At 51.9% G+C, this 15,496-nt stretch carries 14 protein-coding genes; 13 read left to right on the plus strand and 1 reads right to left on the minus strand.

Features of this window, described 5'->3' with window-relative positions:
- The 7 genes from hybA to hybG are packed head-to-tail and all read left to right on the plus strand — an operon-like array spanning position 1 to position 5,443.
- On the plus strand, positions 1–987 hold the full coding sequence (gene hybA / locus OOJ59_RS21500) for a hydrogenase 2 operon protein HybA (RefSeq protein WP_003828357.1): 987 nt from the start codon (positions 1–3) through the stop codon (positions 985–987).
- Positions 977–2,155 (plus strand): Ni/Fe-hydrogenase cytochrome b subunit, encoded by a 1,179-nt coding sequence (gene hybB / locus OOJ59_RS21505; RefSeq protein WP_038633842.1) that lies wholly within the window; start codon positions 977–979, stop codon positions 2,153–2,155. Before hybA ends, hybB begins: the two co-directional genes overlap by 11 nt.
- A complete protein-coding gene (gene hybC / locus OOJ59_RS21510; RefSeq protein WP_038633838.1) occupies positions 2,152–3,855 on the plus strand; it encodes a hydrogenase 2 large subunit in 1,704 nt (567 codons plus the stop codon). The genes hybB and hybC overlap by 4 nt, the downstream gene beginning before the upstream one ends.
- Entirely contained in the window at positions 3,855–4,349 is a 495-nt protein-coding gene (locus OOJ59_RS21515) for a HyaD/HybD family hydrogenase maturation endopeptidase (RefSeq protein WP_160955881.1), read from the plus strand. Before hybC ends, OOJ59_RS21515 begins: the two co-directional genes overlap by 1 nt.
- Complete coding sequence (gene hybE / locus OOJ59_RS21520) at positions 4,342–4,830, plus strand: hydrogenase-2 assembly chaperone (RefSeq protein ID WP_079225995.1); 489 nt, start codon at positions 4,342–4,344, stop codon at positions 4,828–4,830. Before OOJ59_RS21515 ends, hybE begins: the two co-directional genes overlap by 8 nt.
- Positions 4,823–5,164: a hydrogenase maturation nickel metallochaperone HypA gene (hypA, locus tag OOJ59_RS21525; protein WP_003828349.1), complete on the plus strand. Its 342-nt coding sequence runs from the start codon at positions 4,823–4,825 to the stop codon at positions 5,162–5,164. The genes hybE and hypA overlap by 8 nt, the downstream gene beginning before the upstream one ends.
- Before the next feature lie 30 nt (positions 5,165–5,194).
- Positions 5,195–5,443, plus strand: coding sequence for a hydrogenase maturation factor HybG (gene hybG / locus OOJ59_RS21530; protein ID WP_003024459.1), 249 nt, complete (start codon positions 5,195–5,197; stop codon positions 5,441–5,443).
- A 95-nt stretch (positions 5,444–5,538) separates the two neighbouring features.
- Here the strand turns inward: hybG and yghU are convergent, their stop codons facing one another.
- Positions 5,539–6,405: a glutathione-dependent disulfide-bond oxidoreductase gene (gene yghU, locus OOJ59_RS21535; protein WP_003846344.1), complete on the minus strand. Its 867-nt coding sequence runs from the start codon at positions 6,403–6,405 to the stop codon at positions 5,539–5,541.
- Positions 6,406–6,623: 218 nt separating this feature from the next.
- Here yghU and OOJ59_RS21540 point away from each other — a divergent pair, with 218 nt between their 5' ends.
- The 6 genes from OOJ59_RS21540 to tssL all read left to right on the plus strand — a co-directional run bounded on the left by OOJ59_RS21540 (position 6,624) and on the right by tssL (position 15,496).
- The gene (locus tag OOJ59_RS21540; protein ID WP_160955883.1) at positions 6,624–8,912 is read left to right on the plus strand and encodes an FdhF/YdeP family oxidoreductase; all 2,289 of its coding nucleotides are present in this window, start codon (positions 6,624–6,626) and stop codon (positions 8,910–8,912) included.
- Between the two features lie 153 nt (positions 8,913–9,065).
- The gene (gene gss / locus OOJ59_RS21545; RefSeq protein ID WP_085048739.1) at positions 9,066–10,928 is read left to right on the plus strand and encodes a bifunctional glutathionylspermidine amidase/synthase; all 1,863 of its coding nucleotides are present in this window, start codon (positions 9,066–9,068) and stop codon (positions 10,926–10,928) included.
- 467 nt (positions 10,929–11,395) lie between these two features.
- Positions 11,396–11,893: a type VI secretion system contractile sheath small subunit gene (gene tssB / locus OOJ59_RS21550; protein WP_085048740.1), complete on the plus strand. Its 498-nt coding sequence runs from the start codon at positions 11,396–11,398 to the stop codon at positions 11,891–11,893.
- A 65-nt stretch (positions 11,894–11,958) separates the two neighbouring features.
- Positions 11,959–13,488: a type VI secretion system contractile sheath large subunit gene (gene tssC / locus OOJ59_RS21555; RefSeq protein ID WP_069324335.1), complete on the plus strand. Its 1,530-nt coding sequence runs from the start codon at positions 11,959–11,961 to the stop codon at positions 13,486–13,488.
- 23 nt (positions 13,489–13,511) lie between these two features.
- Positions 13,512–14,849 (plus strand): type VI secretion system baseplate subunit TssK, encoded by a 1,338-nt coding sequence (tssK, locus tag OOJ59_RS21560; protein ID WP_160956350.1) that lies wholly within the window; start codon positions 13,512–13,514, stop codon positions 14,847–14,849.
- A gap of 5 nt (positions 14,850–14,854) precedes the next feature.
- Positions 14,855–15,496, plus strand: a complete 642-nt coding sequence (gene tssL / locus OOJ59_RS21565; RefSeq protein ID WP_087856812.1) for a type VI secretion system protein TssL, short form — start codon at positions 14,855–14,857, stop codon at positions 15,494–15,496.

The raw sequence follows: 15,496 nt of genomic DNA on the forward strand, positions 1-15,496 counted from the left end.
GTGAACAGACGTAACTTTATTAAAGCAGCCTCCAGCGGGGCATTGCTGTTGGGCGCTGCGCCGTCCATCAGCCATGCGGCTGCAGAAAACCGTCCGCCGATCCCGGGTTCTCTTGGGATGCTCTATGACTCGACGCTATGCGTGGGCTGCCAGGCCTGTGTCACCAAGTGTCAGGACATCAACTTTCCGGCGCGTAACCCGGAAGGCGAGCAGACCTGGTCAAACAACGACAAGCTGTCGCCGTATACCAATAACATCATCCAGGTGTGGCGTAGCGGAACAGGCGTTAACAAAGACCAGGAAGAAAATGGCTACGCATACATTAAGAAACAGTGCATGCACTGTGTCGATCCGAACTGCGTCTCCGTTTGCCCGGTCTCCGCACTGAAGAAAGATCCGAAAACCGGCATCGTCCACTATGACAAAGATGTCTGCACAGGTTGCCGCTATTGCATGGTCGCCTGTCCGTACAACGTGCCTAAGTACGACTACAACAACCCGTTTGGCGCGCTTCACAAATGTGAACTGTGTAACCAGAAAGGTGTTGAGCGTCTGGATAAAGGCGGTTTACCGGGTTGTGTTGAAGTGTGTCCTGCCGGGGCGGTGATTTTTGGTACGCGTGAAGAGCTGATGGCTGAGGCGAAAAAACGTCTCGCGCTGAAGCCTGGCAGCGAATACCACTATCCGCGTCAGACGGTGAAAGCGGGCGATACCTATCTGCATACGGTACCGAAGTACTACCCACATCTGTACGGTGAGAAGGAAGGTGGTGGTACGCAGGTGATGGTGCTGACGGGTGTTCCTTACGAGGATTTGGATCTGCCAAAACTGGATGATCTTTCAACCGGTGCGCGTTCTGAACATGTTCAACATTCCCTGTATAAGGGCATGATATTACCCCTGGCTGCGCTGGCGGGCTTAACCGTGCTGGTTCGTCGTAACACGAAAAACGACCATCACGACGGAGGAGACGATCATGAGTCATGATCCTAAACCGCTGGGCGGAAAAATAATCAGCAAACCGGTCATTATTTTTGGGCCGTTAATCGTCCTGTGTATGCTCCTGATCGTGAAACGTCTGGTCTTCGGATTGGGTTCAGTCTCCGATCTGAACGGCGGTTTCCCATGGGGTGTATGGATCGCGTTTGACCTGTTGATTGGTACTGGCTTCGCGTGTGGCGGTTGGGCGCTGGCGTGGGCGGTGTATGTTTTCAACAGAGGGCAATACCATCCGTTGGTGCGTCCGGCGCTGCTGGCAAGCCTGTTTGGCTACTCGCTGGGTGGTCTGTCGATCACCATTGACGTCGGTCGTTACTGGAACCTGCCGTATTTCTACATTCCAGGTCACTTCAACGTGAACTCGGTATTGTTCGAAACGGCGGTCTGTATGACCATCTATATCGGCGTCATGGCGCTGGAATTTGCTCCGGCTCTGTTTGAACGTTTGGGGTGGAAAGTCTCCCTCAAGCGTTTGAATAAAGTGATGTTCTTTATTATCGCTCTCGGCGCGCTGCTGCCAACCATGCACCAGTCTTCAATGGGTTCATTGATGATTTCTGCGGGTTATAAGGTGCATCCGCTATGGCAAGCGTATGAAATGTTGCCGCTTTTCTCCGTATTAACCGCCTTTATTATGGGTTTCTCGATCGTCATCTTTGAAGGTTCACTGGTACAAGCCGGTCTGAAAGGTAACGGTCCGGACGAGAAAAGCTTGTTCATCAAGCTGACGAATACCATCAGCATATTGCTGGCGATTTTCGTGGTTCTGCGCTTTGGCGAGTTGATCTATCGCGACAAACTGTCCTATGCGTTTGCAGGCGATCTTTACTCCGTAATGTTCTGGATTGAAGTCGTACTGATGGTCTTCCCGCTGGTGGTGCTGCGCGTCACTAAGCTGCGTAATGACTCACGCATGCTGTATCTGTCCGCGCTGAGCGCATTGCTGGGTTGTGCAACATGGCGTCTGTCCTATTCGCTGGTGGCGTTCAATCCTGGTGGTGGCTACCACTACTTCCCAACCTGGGAAGAACTGTTGATTTCTATTGGTTTTGTGGCTATTGAGATTTGTGCATACATCGTACTCATTCGTCTACTGCCGATACTTCCTCCTTTAAAACAAAACGATCAAAATCGTCATGAGGCGAGCAAAGCATGAGCCAGAGAATTACTATTGATCCGGTAACCCGTATTGAGGGTCATTTACGCATCGACTGCGAAATTGAAAATGGCGTGGTATCTAAAGCATGGGCTTCCGGTACCATGTGGCGCGGCATGGAAGAGATCGTGAAAAACCGCGATCCGCGCGATGCCTGGATGATTGTTCAGCGTATCTGTGGCGTTTGTACTACCACTCACGCTATCTCTTCCGTTCGTGCAGCAGAAAGCGCGCTGAATATTGATGTTCCGGTGAACGCACAGTACATCCGTAACATCATTCTGGCTGCGCACACCACGCATGACCACATTGTTCACTTCTATCAGCTCTCGGCGCTGGACTGGGTGGACATCACCTCGGCGCTGAAAGCCGATCCAGCGAAAGCGTCCGCGATGCTGAACGGTGTGTCCTCCTGGCACCTGAACAGTACGGAAGAGTTCACCAAGGTTCAGAATAAGATCAAAGATCTTGTCGCCAGCGGTCAGTTAGGCATTTTTGCCAACGGTTGCTGGGGTCATCCGGCAATGCAGTTGCCGCCGGAAGTGAACCTGATTGCGGTTGCACACTACCTGCAGGCGCTGGAATGCCAGCGTGATGCCAACCGCGTTGTCGCGCTGTTGGGCGGTAAAACGCCGCATATCCAGAACCTGGCGGTAGGTGGGGTTGCTAACCCAATTAACCTCGACGGCCTCGGCGTGCTGAACCTTGAGCGCCTGATGTACATCAAGTCCTTCATCGACAAGCTGAGCGACTTTGTTGAGCAGGTTTACAAAGTTGATACCGCGGTTATTGCTGCGTTCTACCCTGAGTGGCTGGAACGTGGTCAAGGTGCGGTTAACTATCTGAGCGCGCCGGAATTCCCGACTGACGGTAAAAACGGCAGCTTCCTGTTCCCGGGTGGTTACATCACCAATGAAGATCTGTCGACCTATCGTCCGATCACCTCTCACTCCGATGAATACCTGATCAAAGGGATTCAGGAGAGTGCGAAACACGCGTGGTACAAAGACGAAGCGCCGCAGGCTCCGTGGGAAGGTACAACGGTTCCGGATTACACCGGCTGGTCTGATGACGGCAAATACTCCTGGGTTAAAGCACCGACCTTCTACGGTAAAACGGTTGAAGTGGGTCCGCTGGCCAACATGCTGTGTAAACTGGCGGCCAAACGCGAGTCTACCCATGCCAAGCTGAATGAAATCATCGCGATTTACACCAAGCTGACCGGCAAAACCATCGAAGTGTCGCAACTGCACTCAACGCTGGGCCGTATCATTGGCCGTACCGTTCACTGCTGTGAACTGCAGAACGTTCTGCAGGATCAGTACAACGCGCTGATTGTGAACATTGGTAAAGGCGACCACACCACCTTCGTGAAACCGGATATTCCGGCAACGGGCGAATTTAAAGGCGTTGGTTTCCTCGAAGCGCCGCGCGGTATGCTGTCTCACTGGATGGTGATTAAAGACGGTATTATCAGCAACTACCAGGCGGTTGTTCCGTCAACCTGGAACTCAGGCCCACGTAACTTCAACGATGAAGTCGGACCGTATGAGCGCTCGCTGGTAGGCACGCCAATCGCCGATCCAAACAAACCGCTGGAAGTGGTTCGTACCATTCACTCCTTCGACCCTTGTATGTCATGTGCGGTGCATGTGGTGGACGTTGACGGGAACGAAGTGGTCTCAGTTAAGGTTCTGTAATGAGGATATTAGTCTTAGGGGTCGGCAATATTTTGCTGACCGACGAAGCCATCGGGGTGCGTATCGTTGAGGCGTTAGAGCAACGGTACATCCTGCCAGACTTTGTTGATGTTCTGGACGGTGGTACGGCTGGGATGGAGCTTCTCGGCGATATGGCGAACAGGGATCATCTGATCATTACTGACGCCATAGTGTCGAAGAAAAACACGCCGGGAACGATGATGGTCCTGCGGGATGAAGAGATTCCGGCGCTGTTTACGAACAAAATCTCACCGCACCAGCTTGGCCTGGCCGACGTATTGTCGGCCCTGCGTTTCACCGGCGAGTTTCCGAAAAAGCTGACGTTAGTCGGTATTATTCCGGAATCGCTGGAACCGCATATCGGGCTAACGCCGACGGTTGAAGCCATGATTGAACCTGCGCTTGAGCAGGTTCTTGCCGCGCTTCGCGAATCAGGCGTTGAAGCGATCCCTCGGGAGGCGGCTCATGTCTGAGGAGTTTGTCGGTTTTCAGACGGCCCCGAAGACGCAAATTCAGGCGGCGTTTGAAGAGATTGCCCGGCGTTCAATGCACGATCTTTCCTTCCTGCATCCGAATATGCCGGTGTATGTCTCTGATTTTACGCTGTTTGAAGGTCAGTGGACGGGGTGTGTTATCACACCCTGGATGCTCAGCGCACTGATTTTCCCCGGACCGGACCAGATCTGGCCGGTGCGTAAAGTCAGCGAAAAAATCGGGTTGCGTCTGCCGTATGGCGAAATGACCTTTACCGTGGGTGAACTGGAGGGCGTATCGCAATACCTCTCTTGTTCGCTGATGTCGCCGCTTTCGCATAGCATGTCGGCACAAGAAGGTGTCCGTCTGACTGATGATTGCGCGCGCATGCTGTTATCGCTGCCGGTGAGCGATCCGAATGCGCCGCAGCTAAATCGCCGCGCGCTGCTGCTGGGTCGTCGGAACTGCGAAAATGCATGAGCTGTCCCTTTGTCAGAGCGCGGTTGAGATTGTTCAACAGCAGGCAGAGCAGCACGGTGTCAAACGCGTAACCGGCGTTTGGCTGGAAATTGGCGCACTCTCCTGCGTTGAGGAGAGTGCCGTCCGTTTCAGTTTCGACATCGTCTGTCAGGGGACGCTGGCACAGGGTTGTGAGCTGCATATTGATTACAAACCAGCCCAGGCGTGGTGCTGGGATTGCAGCCAGGTTGTGGAAATCACCCAGCATGATGCGCAGTGTCCACTATGTCAGGGCGATCGTCTGCGGGTTGATGCTGGCGATTCACTGAAAGTGAAAAGTATTGAAGTCGAATAACCCATAGGTTGCTATGGGGCGGAGTCAGATATGTGTATTGGAGTCCCTGGTCAGGTTCTGGCCGTTGGTGAAGATATTCACCAGCTTGCGCAGGTTGAAGTGTGCGGCATCAAACGTGATGTCAATATTGCCCTGATTTGTGAAGGTGATACAGCTGAGCTGGTCGGGCAATGGGTGCTGGTGCACGTAGGGTTCGCCATGAGCATCATTGATGAAGATGAAGCTAAAGCCACGTTAGACGCACTTCGCCGTATGGAGTACGACGTCACCAGCGCGTGATTTTATGCCGGATGGCGGCGCAAACGCCTTATCCGGCCTACGGCATGACATCTTTGTAGGCCTGATAAGACGCCCCGGCGTCGCCATCAGGCATTTTAAGCCTGGCGCTTATCTTCGGTATTGGTATCGAAGTCGCTGGCGTCATGGCGTTCATGAAGCTGTTCGTTCAGCGGCCCGTTGGTACGGTTTACAATACGGCCACGCTTAACCGCCGGACGCGCTGCAATCTCTTTTGCCCAGCGCTGCACGTGTTTGTAGCTTCCTGCGTCAAGGAACTCTGCCGCGTCGTACACGTTGCCCAGAACCACATTGCCAAACCACGGCCAGACCGCCATATCGGCAATAGTGTATTCATCTCCGGCCACAAACTGATGCTGCGCTAATTGCTTATCCAGCACGTCGAGCAGGCGCTTGGCTTCCATTGTGAAGCGATTAATAGCGTACTCAATTTTTACCGGCGCATAGTTATAGAAGTGACCAAAACCACCGCCGAGGAAGGGGGCCGCACCCTGTAGCCAGAACAACCAGTTCAGCGTTTCAGTACGTTTAGCCAAATCCTGCGGCAGGAAGTAACCATATTTTTCCGCCAGATAGAGCAGGATTGCGCCAGACTCGAAAACGCGAACCGGCGGATTTTGCGAGTGATCGCGCAGCGCAGGGATCTTCGAGTTCGGATTCACCTCAACAAAGCCGCTGGAAAACTGATCGCCATCGCCAATACGGATGATCCATGCATCGTATTCCGCGCCCTTGACGCCCTGCGCCAGCAGTTCCTCCAGCATAATCGTCACTTTCTGCCCGTTTGGTGTACCCAGCGAATAGAGCTGCAGCGGATGTTTGCCGACCGGCAGCGTTTTCTCATGGGTGGCGCCGGAAACCGGGCGGTTGATATTGGCGAATGCGCCGCCGTTCGATTTTTCCCACGTCCAGACTTTCGCGGGCTGATAGGTATTGTCTGACATGTTGACCTGCCTTCTGAGTGGTTGTGTTGATGCAGTGTAGCAGTTAGGTAGAACTCAATTTAACAGATTGGGACTTTATGTCGCTTTGTGCTGAAAGGGGAAGATAAATCTAACCCGTTCATTGTAGCCGGGCCGTACTCCATGAAGAGGAAATCAATGTTGGACGGAAATTGCTACCGTATTCACCATCAAAAATTGGCGGTGAATAAGCAGTAATAATGAAAAATGGTGTTCCAGGAGTAAGCGATTATCAGGGCCCGGCGGGTGGGTGGGGCGCGGTAAAAGCCGTCACTGCTTCGGTATTTTCGCAAAAGGCTATCGCCCGCGACATTATCGCAATGTTCAAAATGAACCAGGTGAAAGGGTTCGATTGTCCGGGTTGTGCGTGGCCGGACCCTGGACATCGTGCGCCAATGGAGCTGTGCGAAAATGGCGTGAAGGCGGTCTCCTGGGAGACAACCAGCAAGAAAGCGTCCCCGGAATTTTTCAGCCGTCATCCGGTTTCCACGCTCTGGCACTACAGCGATTATGAACTGGAAAACATTGGTCGTTTGACGCATCCAATGAAATACGATGCAGCGTCAGACACCTGGCAGGCGGTGGATTGGGATATCGCCTTCCACGAGATCGGTGAGCGTCTGCACAGCTATGACTCAGCGGAACAGGTTGAGTTTTACACCTCCGGCAGAACCTCAAATGAGGCGGCATTTCTGTATCAGCTGTTTGCCCGCGAGTATGGCAGCAACAATTTCCCTGATTGCTCAAACATGTGCCACGGTCCTACCAGCACTGGATTAACGCAGGCCATTGGCCTTGGGAAAGGGACCGTTGAACTGGACGACTTTGACCACTGCGATCTGGTCATTTGTATCGGACATAACCCCGGCACTAACCATCCGCGCATGCTGACCACTTTACGCGAGGTTGCCAAACGCGGAGCCAAAATTATCTCCATCAATCCGTTGAACGAAAGGGGGCTTGAGCGCTTTAGCTTCCCGCAAAGCCCAAGAGAGATGTTTGGCGGCCAGGCCACGGAGCTAAGCAGCGATTACTATCAGGTTAAAATAGGCGGTGACGCCTCGCTGCTCAAAGGCATAATGAAAGCGCTGATCGAAATGGATGAAGCGCGGATCTTACTGGATCGACAGCCCTGCCTCGATCATGCTTTTATTCATCAGCATACCGAGGGTTATTCGGCGCTGTATGAAGATTTACGCCAGTGTAGCTGGGCAGAACTGGAACAGGACTCCGGACTGACGCGCAGTCAGATGGAGGATCTGGCACACAGCTATAACAAATCCCGCGCTACCATTATTTGTTACGGGTTGGGGATTACCCAGCATAAAAACGGCACCGGGAACGTTCAGCAACTGGTAAACCTGCTGCTGCTGAAAGGCAATATGGGGAAACCGGGCGCGGGGATCTGCCCGTTGCGCGGTCATTCTAACGTGCAGGGCGATCGTTCCGTGGGTATCAATGAAGCGGCGTCCGAAGAGTTCCTGCAACGCCTTGAGGCGCATTTTGCTATCAACGTGCCGCGCAAGCATGGCCGCTCCAGCGTGGAGAGTATCCGGGCCATCGAACGGGGAGAGGCAAAAGCGCTCATTTGCATGGGGGGTAATCTGGCGGTGGCTATGCCGCAGCCGCAGCGTACTTTTGCGGCGATGAAAAATCTGGATCTGCAGGTCCATGTTGCGACCAAGCTGAACAGATCGCATTTGCTGCTAGCAAAACATAACTACCTGCTGCCCGCGTTAGGGCGAACGGAACGTGACATTCAGGCGACGGGGATCCAGTCGGTGACCGTCGAAGACTCGATGTCGATGGTTCACGCCTCCTGCGGCGCGCTGAAACCGGCTTCCCGCTGGCTAAAATCGGAACCTGCTATTGTTGCTGGTATCGCTCGCGCCACGCTGCCTCTTTCACCAATCAACTGGGAAGCGTTAATCGGAGACTATGCGTTGATCCGTGACGCCATTGCCGCCGTGATCCCAGCGTTCCGTGATTACAACGCACGTATTGCCGAGCCGGGCGGATTTCGCATGGATACGCCCGCCTCGCGACGTGAATGGCGAACGCCGAATGGCAAAGCCAACTTTATCGTCAGCCATCAGCAAGCGGTGGAGCGGGAAAATCAACCTGCCGATGCGTTAGTTCTGGCGACGCTGCGTAGTCACGATCAGTACAACACCACTATCTATGGCATGAACGATCGCTATCGTGGCATTACCGGTCGGCGTGATGTGGTGTTTTTAAGCGCCGAAGAAGCGGCGGCTCGCGGTTTGAGTCAGGGCGATGTGGTCAACGTTCAGGCGCTGGGCGACAACGGCCAGCCCTGTGCGGAACGTGTTATGCACGGTTTAACGGTGGTGATTTACAACATGGCGGCAGGCTCTGTTGGCGCTTATCTGCCTGAAGCGAATATCCTGCTTTCGCTGGATGCGGTAGACACACAGAGTTTGACTCCGGCGTACAAAAGCGTACCGGTCACCCTGAAAAAAGCGTAGTTCCTGCTGTGAATTTTTCGCCTCTGAGCGCCAGCCGCTGCGTTGAGGTGTATGATGATGTCGACCTCTGTCCGGTTAGTGTCGCAGAGCAGGCAATCAGAGCGATAAATTCACGCCAACCTGCTCAGGCTGTATTGTTTTGAGGTAAGGTGCATGAGCAAAGGAACGACCAGTCAGGATGCCCCATTCGGGACATTATTGGGCTACGCCCCAGGCGGCGTAGCAATCTACTCTTCAGATTACAGCTCCCTCGACCCACGGGACTACGACGATGACGCGGCATTTCGCAGCTATATCGACGACGAATATATGGGCCACAAATGGCAGTGCGTAGAGTTTGCCCGCCGTTTTCTCTTCCTGAACTATGGCATGGTTTTCACCGATGTGGGCATGGCATGGGAGATCTTCTCCTTACGCTTCCTGCGTGAAGTGGTGAATGACAATATCCTGCCGTTACAGGCATTTCCGAATGGTTCACCCCGTGCGCCAGTTGCAGGTGCTCTGCTTATCTGGCAGAAAGGCGGCGAATTTAAAGACACCGGCCATGTGGCGGTAGTCACCCAATTGCTGGAAAACAAAATCCGCATTGCCGAACAGAACGTGATCCACACGCCGCTGCCTCCCGGACAGCAGTGGACCCGCGAACTGGAAATGGTGGTTGAAAACGGTTGTTATACCCTGCGTGATACCTTTGACGACACCACCATCCTTGGTTGGATGATCCAGACCGATGATACCCGTGACAGCCTGCCGCAGCCGGAGATCGCCAATGACTCACTGAAAATTAGCGGCGCGCGACTGGAAAATAGTGGCCAGTTCGACGGTAAATGGCTGGATGAGCAGGATCCGCTGCAAAAAGCCTACGTGCTGGCGAACGGTCACGTCATTAATCAGGATCCGCATCAGTACTTCACCATTACCGAGAGCGCGGAGCAGGAGCTGATTAAAGCCACCAACGAACTGCACCTGATGTATCTACACGCGACCGACAAAGTGCTAAAAGACGACAACCTGCTCGCGCTTTTCGACATCCCGAAAATCCTCTGGCCGCGTCTGCGTCTTTCCTGGCAGCGTCGTCGGCATCATATGATCACGGGGCGTATGGATTTCTGTATGGATGAACGCGGACTGAAGGTATATGAGTACAACGCCGATTCCGCATCCTGTCATACCGAAGCCGGTTTGATCCTCGAAAGATGGGCCGAGCGGGGCTACACAGGACAGGGACATAATCCGGCTGAAGGATTGATCAACGAACTGGCTGGCGCCTGGAAACACAGCCGCGCGCGTCCTTTTGTCCACATCATGCAGGATAAGGATATTGAGGAAAACTATCACGCGCAGTTTATGCAGCAGGCGCTGCGTCAGGCCGGGTTTGACAGCAAAATTCTGCGTGGCCTCGATGAGCTACGTTGGGATGACGCCGGTCAGTTGATTGACGGTGATGGTCGCCTGGTGAACTGCGTCTGGAAAACCTGGGCGTGGGAAACCGCGATAGAGCAGGTGCGAGAGGTCAGCGAAACGGAGTATGCCGCAGTGCCCATCCGTACCGGGCATACCAATCAGGAAGTGCGTTTGATAGACGTGCTACTACGCCCGGAAGTGCTGGTCTTCGAGCCTCTGTGGACGGTGATCCCTGGCAACAAAGCGATTCTGCCGATCCTGTGGCAATTGTTCCCGCACCATCGCTATCTGCTTGATACTGATTTCACTGTTAATGAAGAGCTGGCGCGAACCGGTTATGCAGTGAAACCTATTGCAGGACGTTGTGGCAGCAACATCGATCTGGTGAGCCACCAGGAAGAGCTCCTGGATAAAACCAGCGGTAAGTTTGCTGAACAGAAGAACATTTATCAGCAGCTTTGGTGTCTGCCGAAGGTTGCCGATAAATATATTCAGGTTTGTACCTTCACCGTAGGCGGTAACTACGGCGGAACCTGTCTGCGCGGCGACGAGTCGCTGGTAATTAAAAAAGAGAGCGATATAGAGCCGCTGATTGTGGTGAAGGAAGCGTAATCTTTCTTCATGTCCAGAAATGAGGTGCGAAAAGCCGGAGTATATCTTCGGCTTTTTTTATTTATAGTTAAATTGATTCTGATTATATTTTAATAAACACCGTGGCATATATTTATAATGATAATTATTTATTTTGGTAATGTTTCTTAATAAGAATACATTTATTCAGTGAATGCATTTAACATTAATTAATTCCTGTGACTTGTATTAGATAAAGAGCTTCTTGATCTCTTTTTTAAATAAATAATTATAATGTGTTATTTGGTTGATTGGTGATATTGATCATGTTTTCACTTGGATAATATATCGGATTACGTCGCTATACTAATTATAATCATTAATTGTCATTAACAGTCGTTGTTGGCTGCCCACAAAAATGACGTTGTATGAGACTCGTTGAGCGATTGGAAAATGCTCTGTTAGGAAACGCAAAACATCGGCAGGAATCGCCGGTCTGAGAGGGACGTATGGGTGACAGTTTTCAGAATGAAGTGCCAACGGCACGCGTTAATATCAAGTTAGATTTACATACCGGAGGCGTTCAGAAAAAAGTTGAATTGCCGTTAAAACTTTTAACCGTGGGTGATTTCAGTAATGGTAGAGAACAACGACCACTATCGGAACGCGAAAAGGTTGATATTAATAAAAATAATTTCAATGATGTGTTAGCTAAGTTCTCACCAGTAGTTAATCTGAGTGTTAAAAATACGTTAGCTGGCGATGATAGAAATGACGATATTAATCTTACCTTTAAAAACATCCGCGATTTTGAGCCTGAGCAGGTAGCCAGAAATATCCCACAATTACGCGTTCTGTTGGCTATGCGTAACTTACTTCGTGACCTGAAATCTAACTTACTCGATAACGCTGCTTTTCGCCGCGAGCTGGAAACCATCCTAAAGGATCCAGCCCTGAGTCAGGAACTGCGTAATGAACTGGCAACCATGATGCCAGAAGAGATTTAACGCTATACAGGGTTTCCTCCGCTTAATTGGCAGGAATAGTAAAGGACCATAAAAGGAATATGTTGATGTCTGTTCAGGAACATACCTCTTCAGTCGCGGCCACTACGACCAGTGAACGCAGCGTTTATCAATCCCTCTTTGACAAAATTAATCTTTCCCCGGTTTCGGCATTAAAAAATGTAGATGCGTGGCAGAGCGATGAAGCGCTTTCTGATGCCGCTCCGGCTGAACGCGTGACCGCCGCTATTCAGGTTCTGGTCTCATGTCTGGCGGACGCTGCACAGCCAGTAGAGCGCCTGGATAAAACGCTGCTTGATGAACAAATTGCTCGTCTTGATAAGCAGATTAGCGATCAGGTTAATGAAGTTATGCATCATGCTGAGTTTCAGAAGCAAGAATCGCTCTGGCGCGGTTTACATTCGATGATCACCGGCATCGATTTTCGTCGCAATGTCCGGGTAGAAATGATGGATATCAGCAAGGATGCGTTACGTGATGATTTTGACGATGCGCCGGAGCTTATCCAGAGCGGGTTATACCGCCATGTTTATATTGAAGAATATGATCAGCCTGGTGGCGAACCCATTGCGGCAATGATTTCAGCGTACGAATTTGATAACAGCCCGCAGGATATTGCACTGCTGCGCAATATTTCTGGCGTGTCGGCAGCCTGTCATATGCCGTTTATCGGTTCCGTTGGGCCGAAATTTTTCCTGAAAGAAAATATGGAAGAAGTCGCGGCCATAAAAGACATCAATGATTATTTCGAACGTGCTGAATACATCAAGTGGAAAGCATTTCGTGATAGCGACGATTCACGCTACATCGGGCTGACTATGCCGCGTGTATTGGGTCGTCTGCCGTATGGTCCTGATACTGTGCCGGTACGTAGCTTTAACTATGTTGAAGAGGTGAAGGGGCCGGATCACGAAAAATATCTGTGGACCAGCGCATCTTTCTCTTTCGCTGTGAACATGGTGAAAAGTTTTATCAAGAATGGCTGGTGCGTCCAGATCCGTGGGCCGCAGGCGGGCGGCGCAGTTAAAGACTTGCCTATCCATTTGTACGATCTGGGTACGGGTAATCAGGTGAAGATTCCATCTGAGGTGATGATTCCGGAAACCCGGGAGTTTGAATTCGCCAACCTTGGTTTTATTCCGCTTTCTTATTACAAGAATCGTGATTACGCCTGCTTCTTCTCCGCTAACTCGGCTCAGAAACCTGCGCAGTATGATACGCCGGAAGCGACGGCTAACAGTCGGATTAACTCTCGTTTGCCGTATATCTTCCTGCTTTCTCGTATTGCACATTACCTGAAAATACTGCAGCGAGAAAATATTGGTACGACCAAAGATCGCCGCCTGCTTGAGCTTGAGCTTAATAATTGGTTGCGCAGTCTGGTAACCGAAATGACCGATCCTGGCGATGATTTGCAGGCATCACACCCGCTGCGTGATGGGCGTGTCGTGGTGGAGGATATTGAGGATAATCCCGGTTTCTTCCGTGTACGCCTGTATGCCATTCCGCATTTCCAGGTTGAAGGTATGGACGTCAGCTTGTCGTTAGTTTCACAAATGCCTAAGTCGAAATCTTAACGACGCAGCGCACAGGAGGTGCGATGAAGATCTATCGTCCGTTATGGAGCGAGGGGGCCTTTCTGGCTCCCCAGCAGTTTCAGCAACAGACACGTTGGGATGCCTATGTCGCTGACGTTGTTGCTCACATGTCACTTTCATCACCGTGGGGTGTCATCAGCGCGGAGTTTGATGAAAGTGCGCTAACGGTTTCCCGTTTGAATCCCGTTAATCTGGTTGTGCGCTTTCCTGACGGCACGTTAGTGGATACAGGTATTTCAGATAACCTGCCTCCGGCGTGTGATTTATCGCATCTTACTGGTTACAGCAGTGTTGAGATCGTGCTGGCGTTGCCGCTGCTTTCGGCTAATGGCGGCAATCTTTCATCAGGCAACGGCGTTAGCCGTCCGTGTCGCTGGCAGCAGGAATGGCTGCCAGTACAGGATCTCTCAGGTCAGGAAAGAACTGATATGGCAGTGCTGCGGCATGCTATCACCCTCCGGTATAGCCATGACGATAACAGCGCTTACCTGACTTGTCCGGTAGCTTGCCTTATTCGTAATGCTCAGGGGCAATGGGAGCTGGGACGTGATTTTTTACCCCCAGCGCTTTCACTCTCAGCCAGCCCCTCATTAATCAATTCGCTTAGTGATTTGGTGCATCGTATCCAGGCTCGTTGTCGCCGCCTGATGGCCTTGCGCCGAGAAAGTAATGAACGAATGGCGGATTTTGCGGTAGCTGATGTTTCGTTGTTTTGGCTGCTGAATGCGCTTAATAGCTCAGAGCCTGTTCTGAAAGAAATGCTGCAAAACCCAGGCCGTCACCCCGAACTTTTGTGGCGTGAGCTGGCGCGGTTAGCAGGCAGCCTGCTGACTTTTTCATTAGACCATGATGTCAGCGTTGTACCTCCATACCAGCACGCAAATCCGCAGCAGGTATTCCCTCCGCTGTTTGCACTTTTGGTGGAACTGCTGGAAGCCAGCCTGCCATCTCGCGTTGTCGCTATTGAACTGACGCAAGAGCGACAGTTCTGGTATGGCGCTTTGTCGGATGCCCGACTGCGTGAAGGCGCTGATTTTTACCTTTCCGTTCGCTCGGATCTTCCTGCGCATGTCCTCCTTACGCAATTCCCACAGCTCTGTAAAGCAGGGAGCCGGGCAGATGTCTCTGATGTCGTCAATGTGGCACTGAGCGGTATTCCGTTAAAACCGATAACGCATGTACCCGCAGCCATCCCGTTACGACTGGAAAATCAATACTTTGCTCTTGAGATTAATCATCCAGCAGCCCAGGCCATGCTGGATGCCGGTAATTGCGCTTTCTATGTGCCGGGAACGCTGGGAGAGATTCAACTTGAGCTTTTCGCAGTCTTAAGGGATTGAAATAAATGAATAAGGATATTGATCAGGTGTTTTGGCCAACCTGGCTTGCTGTCAGCCAGTTACGTGGCGGGGCGGAAGTCGATGATGGGGCAGCTTTTTATCGCCAGGCCTGTCAATGGGTTGATTCTGCGCGTGAGGCATTGCGTGAGATGGGGTACAGCGAACACAGCGTTGAGCACATGCTCTACACGCAATGTGCGTTACTGGATGAAAGCGTGTTGAACCGCAATCGGCAGGATAGCGGTTATACCACCTGGCTTGCGACCCCTTTACAGGCCCGCTATTTCAACACGACCAATGCAGGAGAAGAGCTCTGGGAGCGCATCCGTACCGTCCTGCGCGAGTCCGTTCCTGATACTGCCGTATTAACCTGCTTTTATCGTGCAATCACGCTCGGTTTTGTTGGGCGCTATCGTGAGCAAGGTGACGAGCGTCGTGAAGATGTTCTTGAAGCGCTGGCGACTCAGGCGATGCCTTTTAAGTTAAAGCACGATGCCCCAGTTATCATGCTGGCCTCTGGATTCTCAGGCGGTAAGCGCCGCTGGTGGTTGGCATGGATTGTCGGTGCGCTGGCGTTGGGTGCCCTGTGGCTGACATTTTCTCATGTCTTACAAGGGCAGGTAGCTCAGCTTATTGGGCAGGGATAA

Origin of the sequence: Citrobacter sp. W9 (genome assembly GCF_026719375.1) — a bacterium.
Taxonomy (GTDB): Bacteria; Pseudomonadota; Gammaproteobacteria; order Enterobacterales; family Enterobacteriaceae; genus Citrobacter; species Citrobacter werkmanii.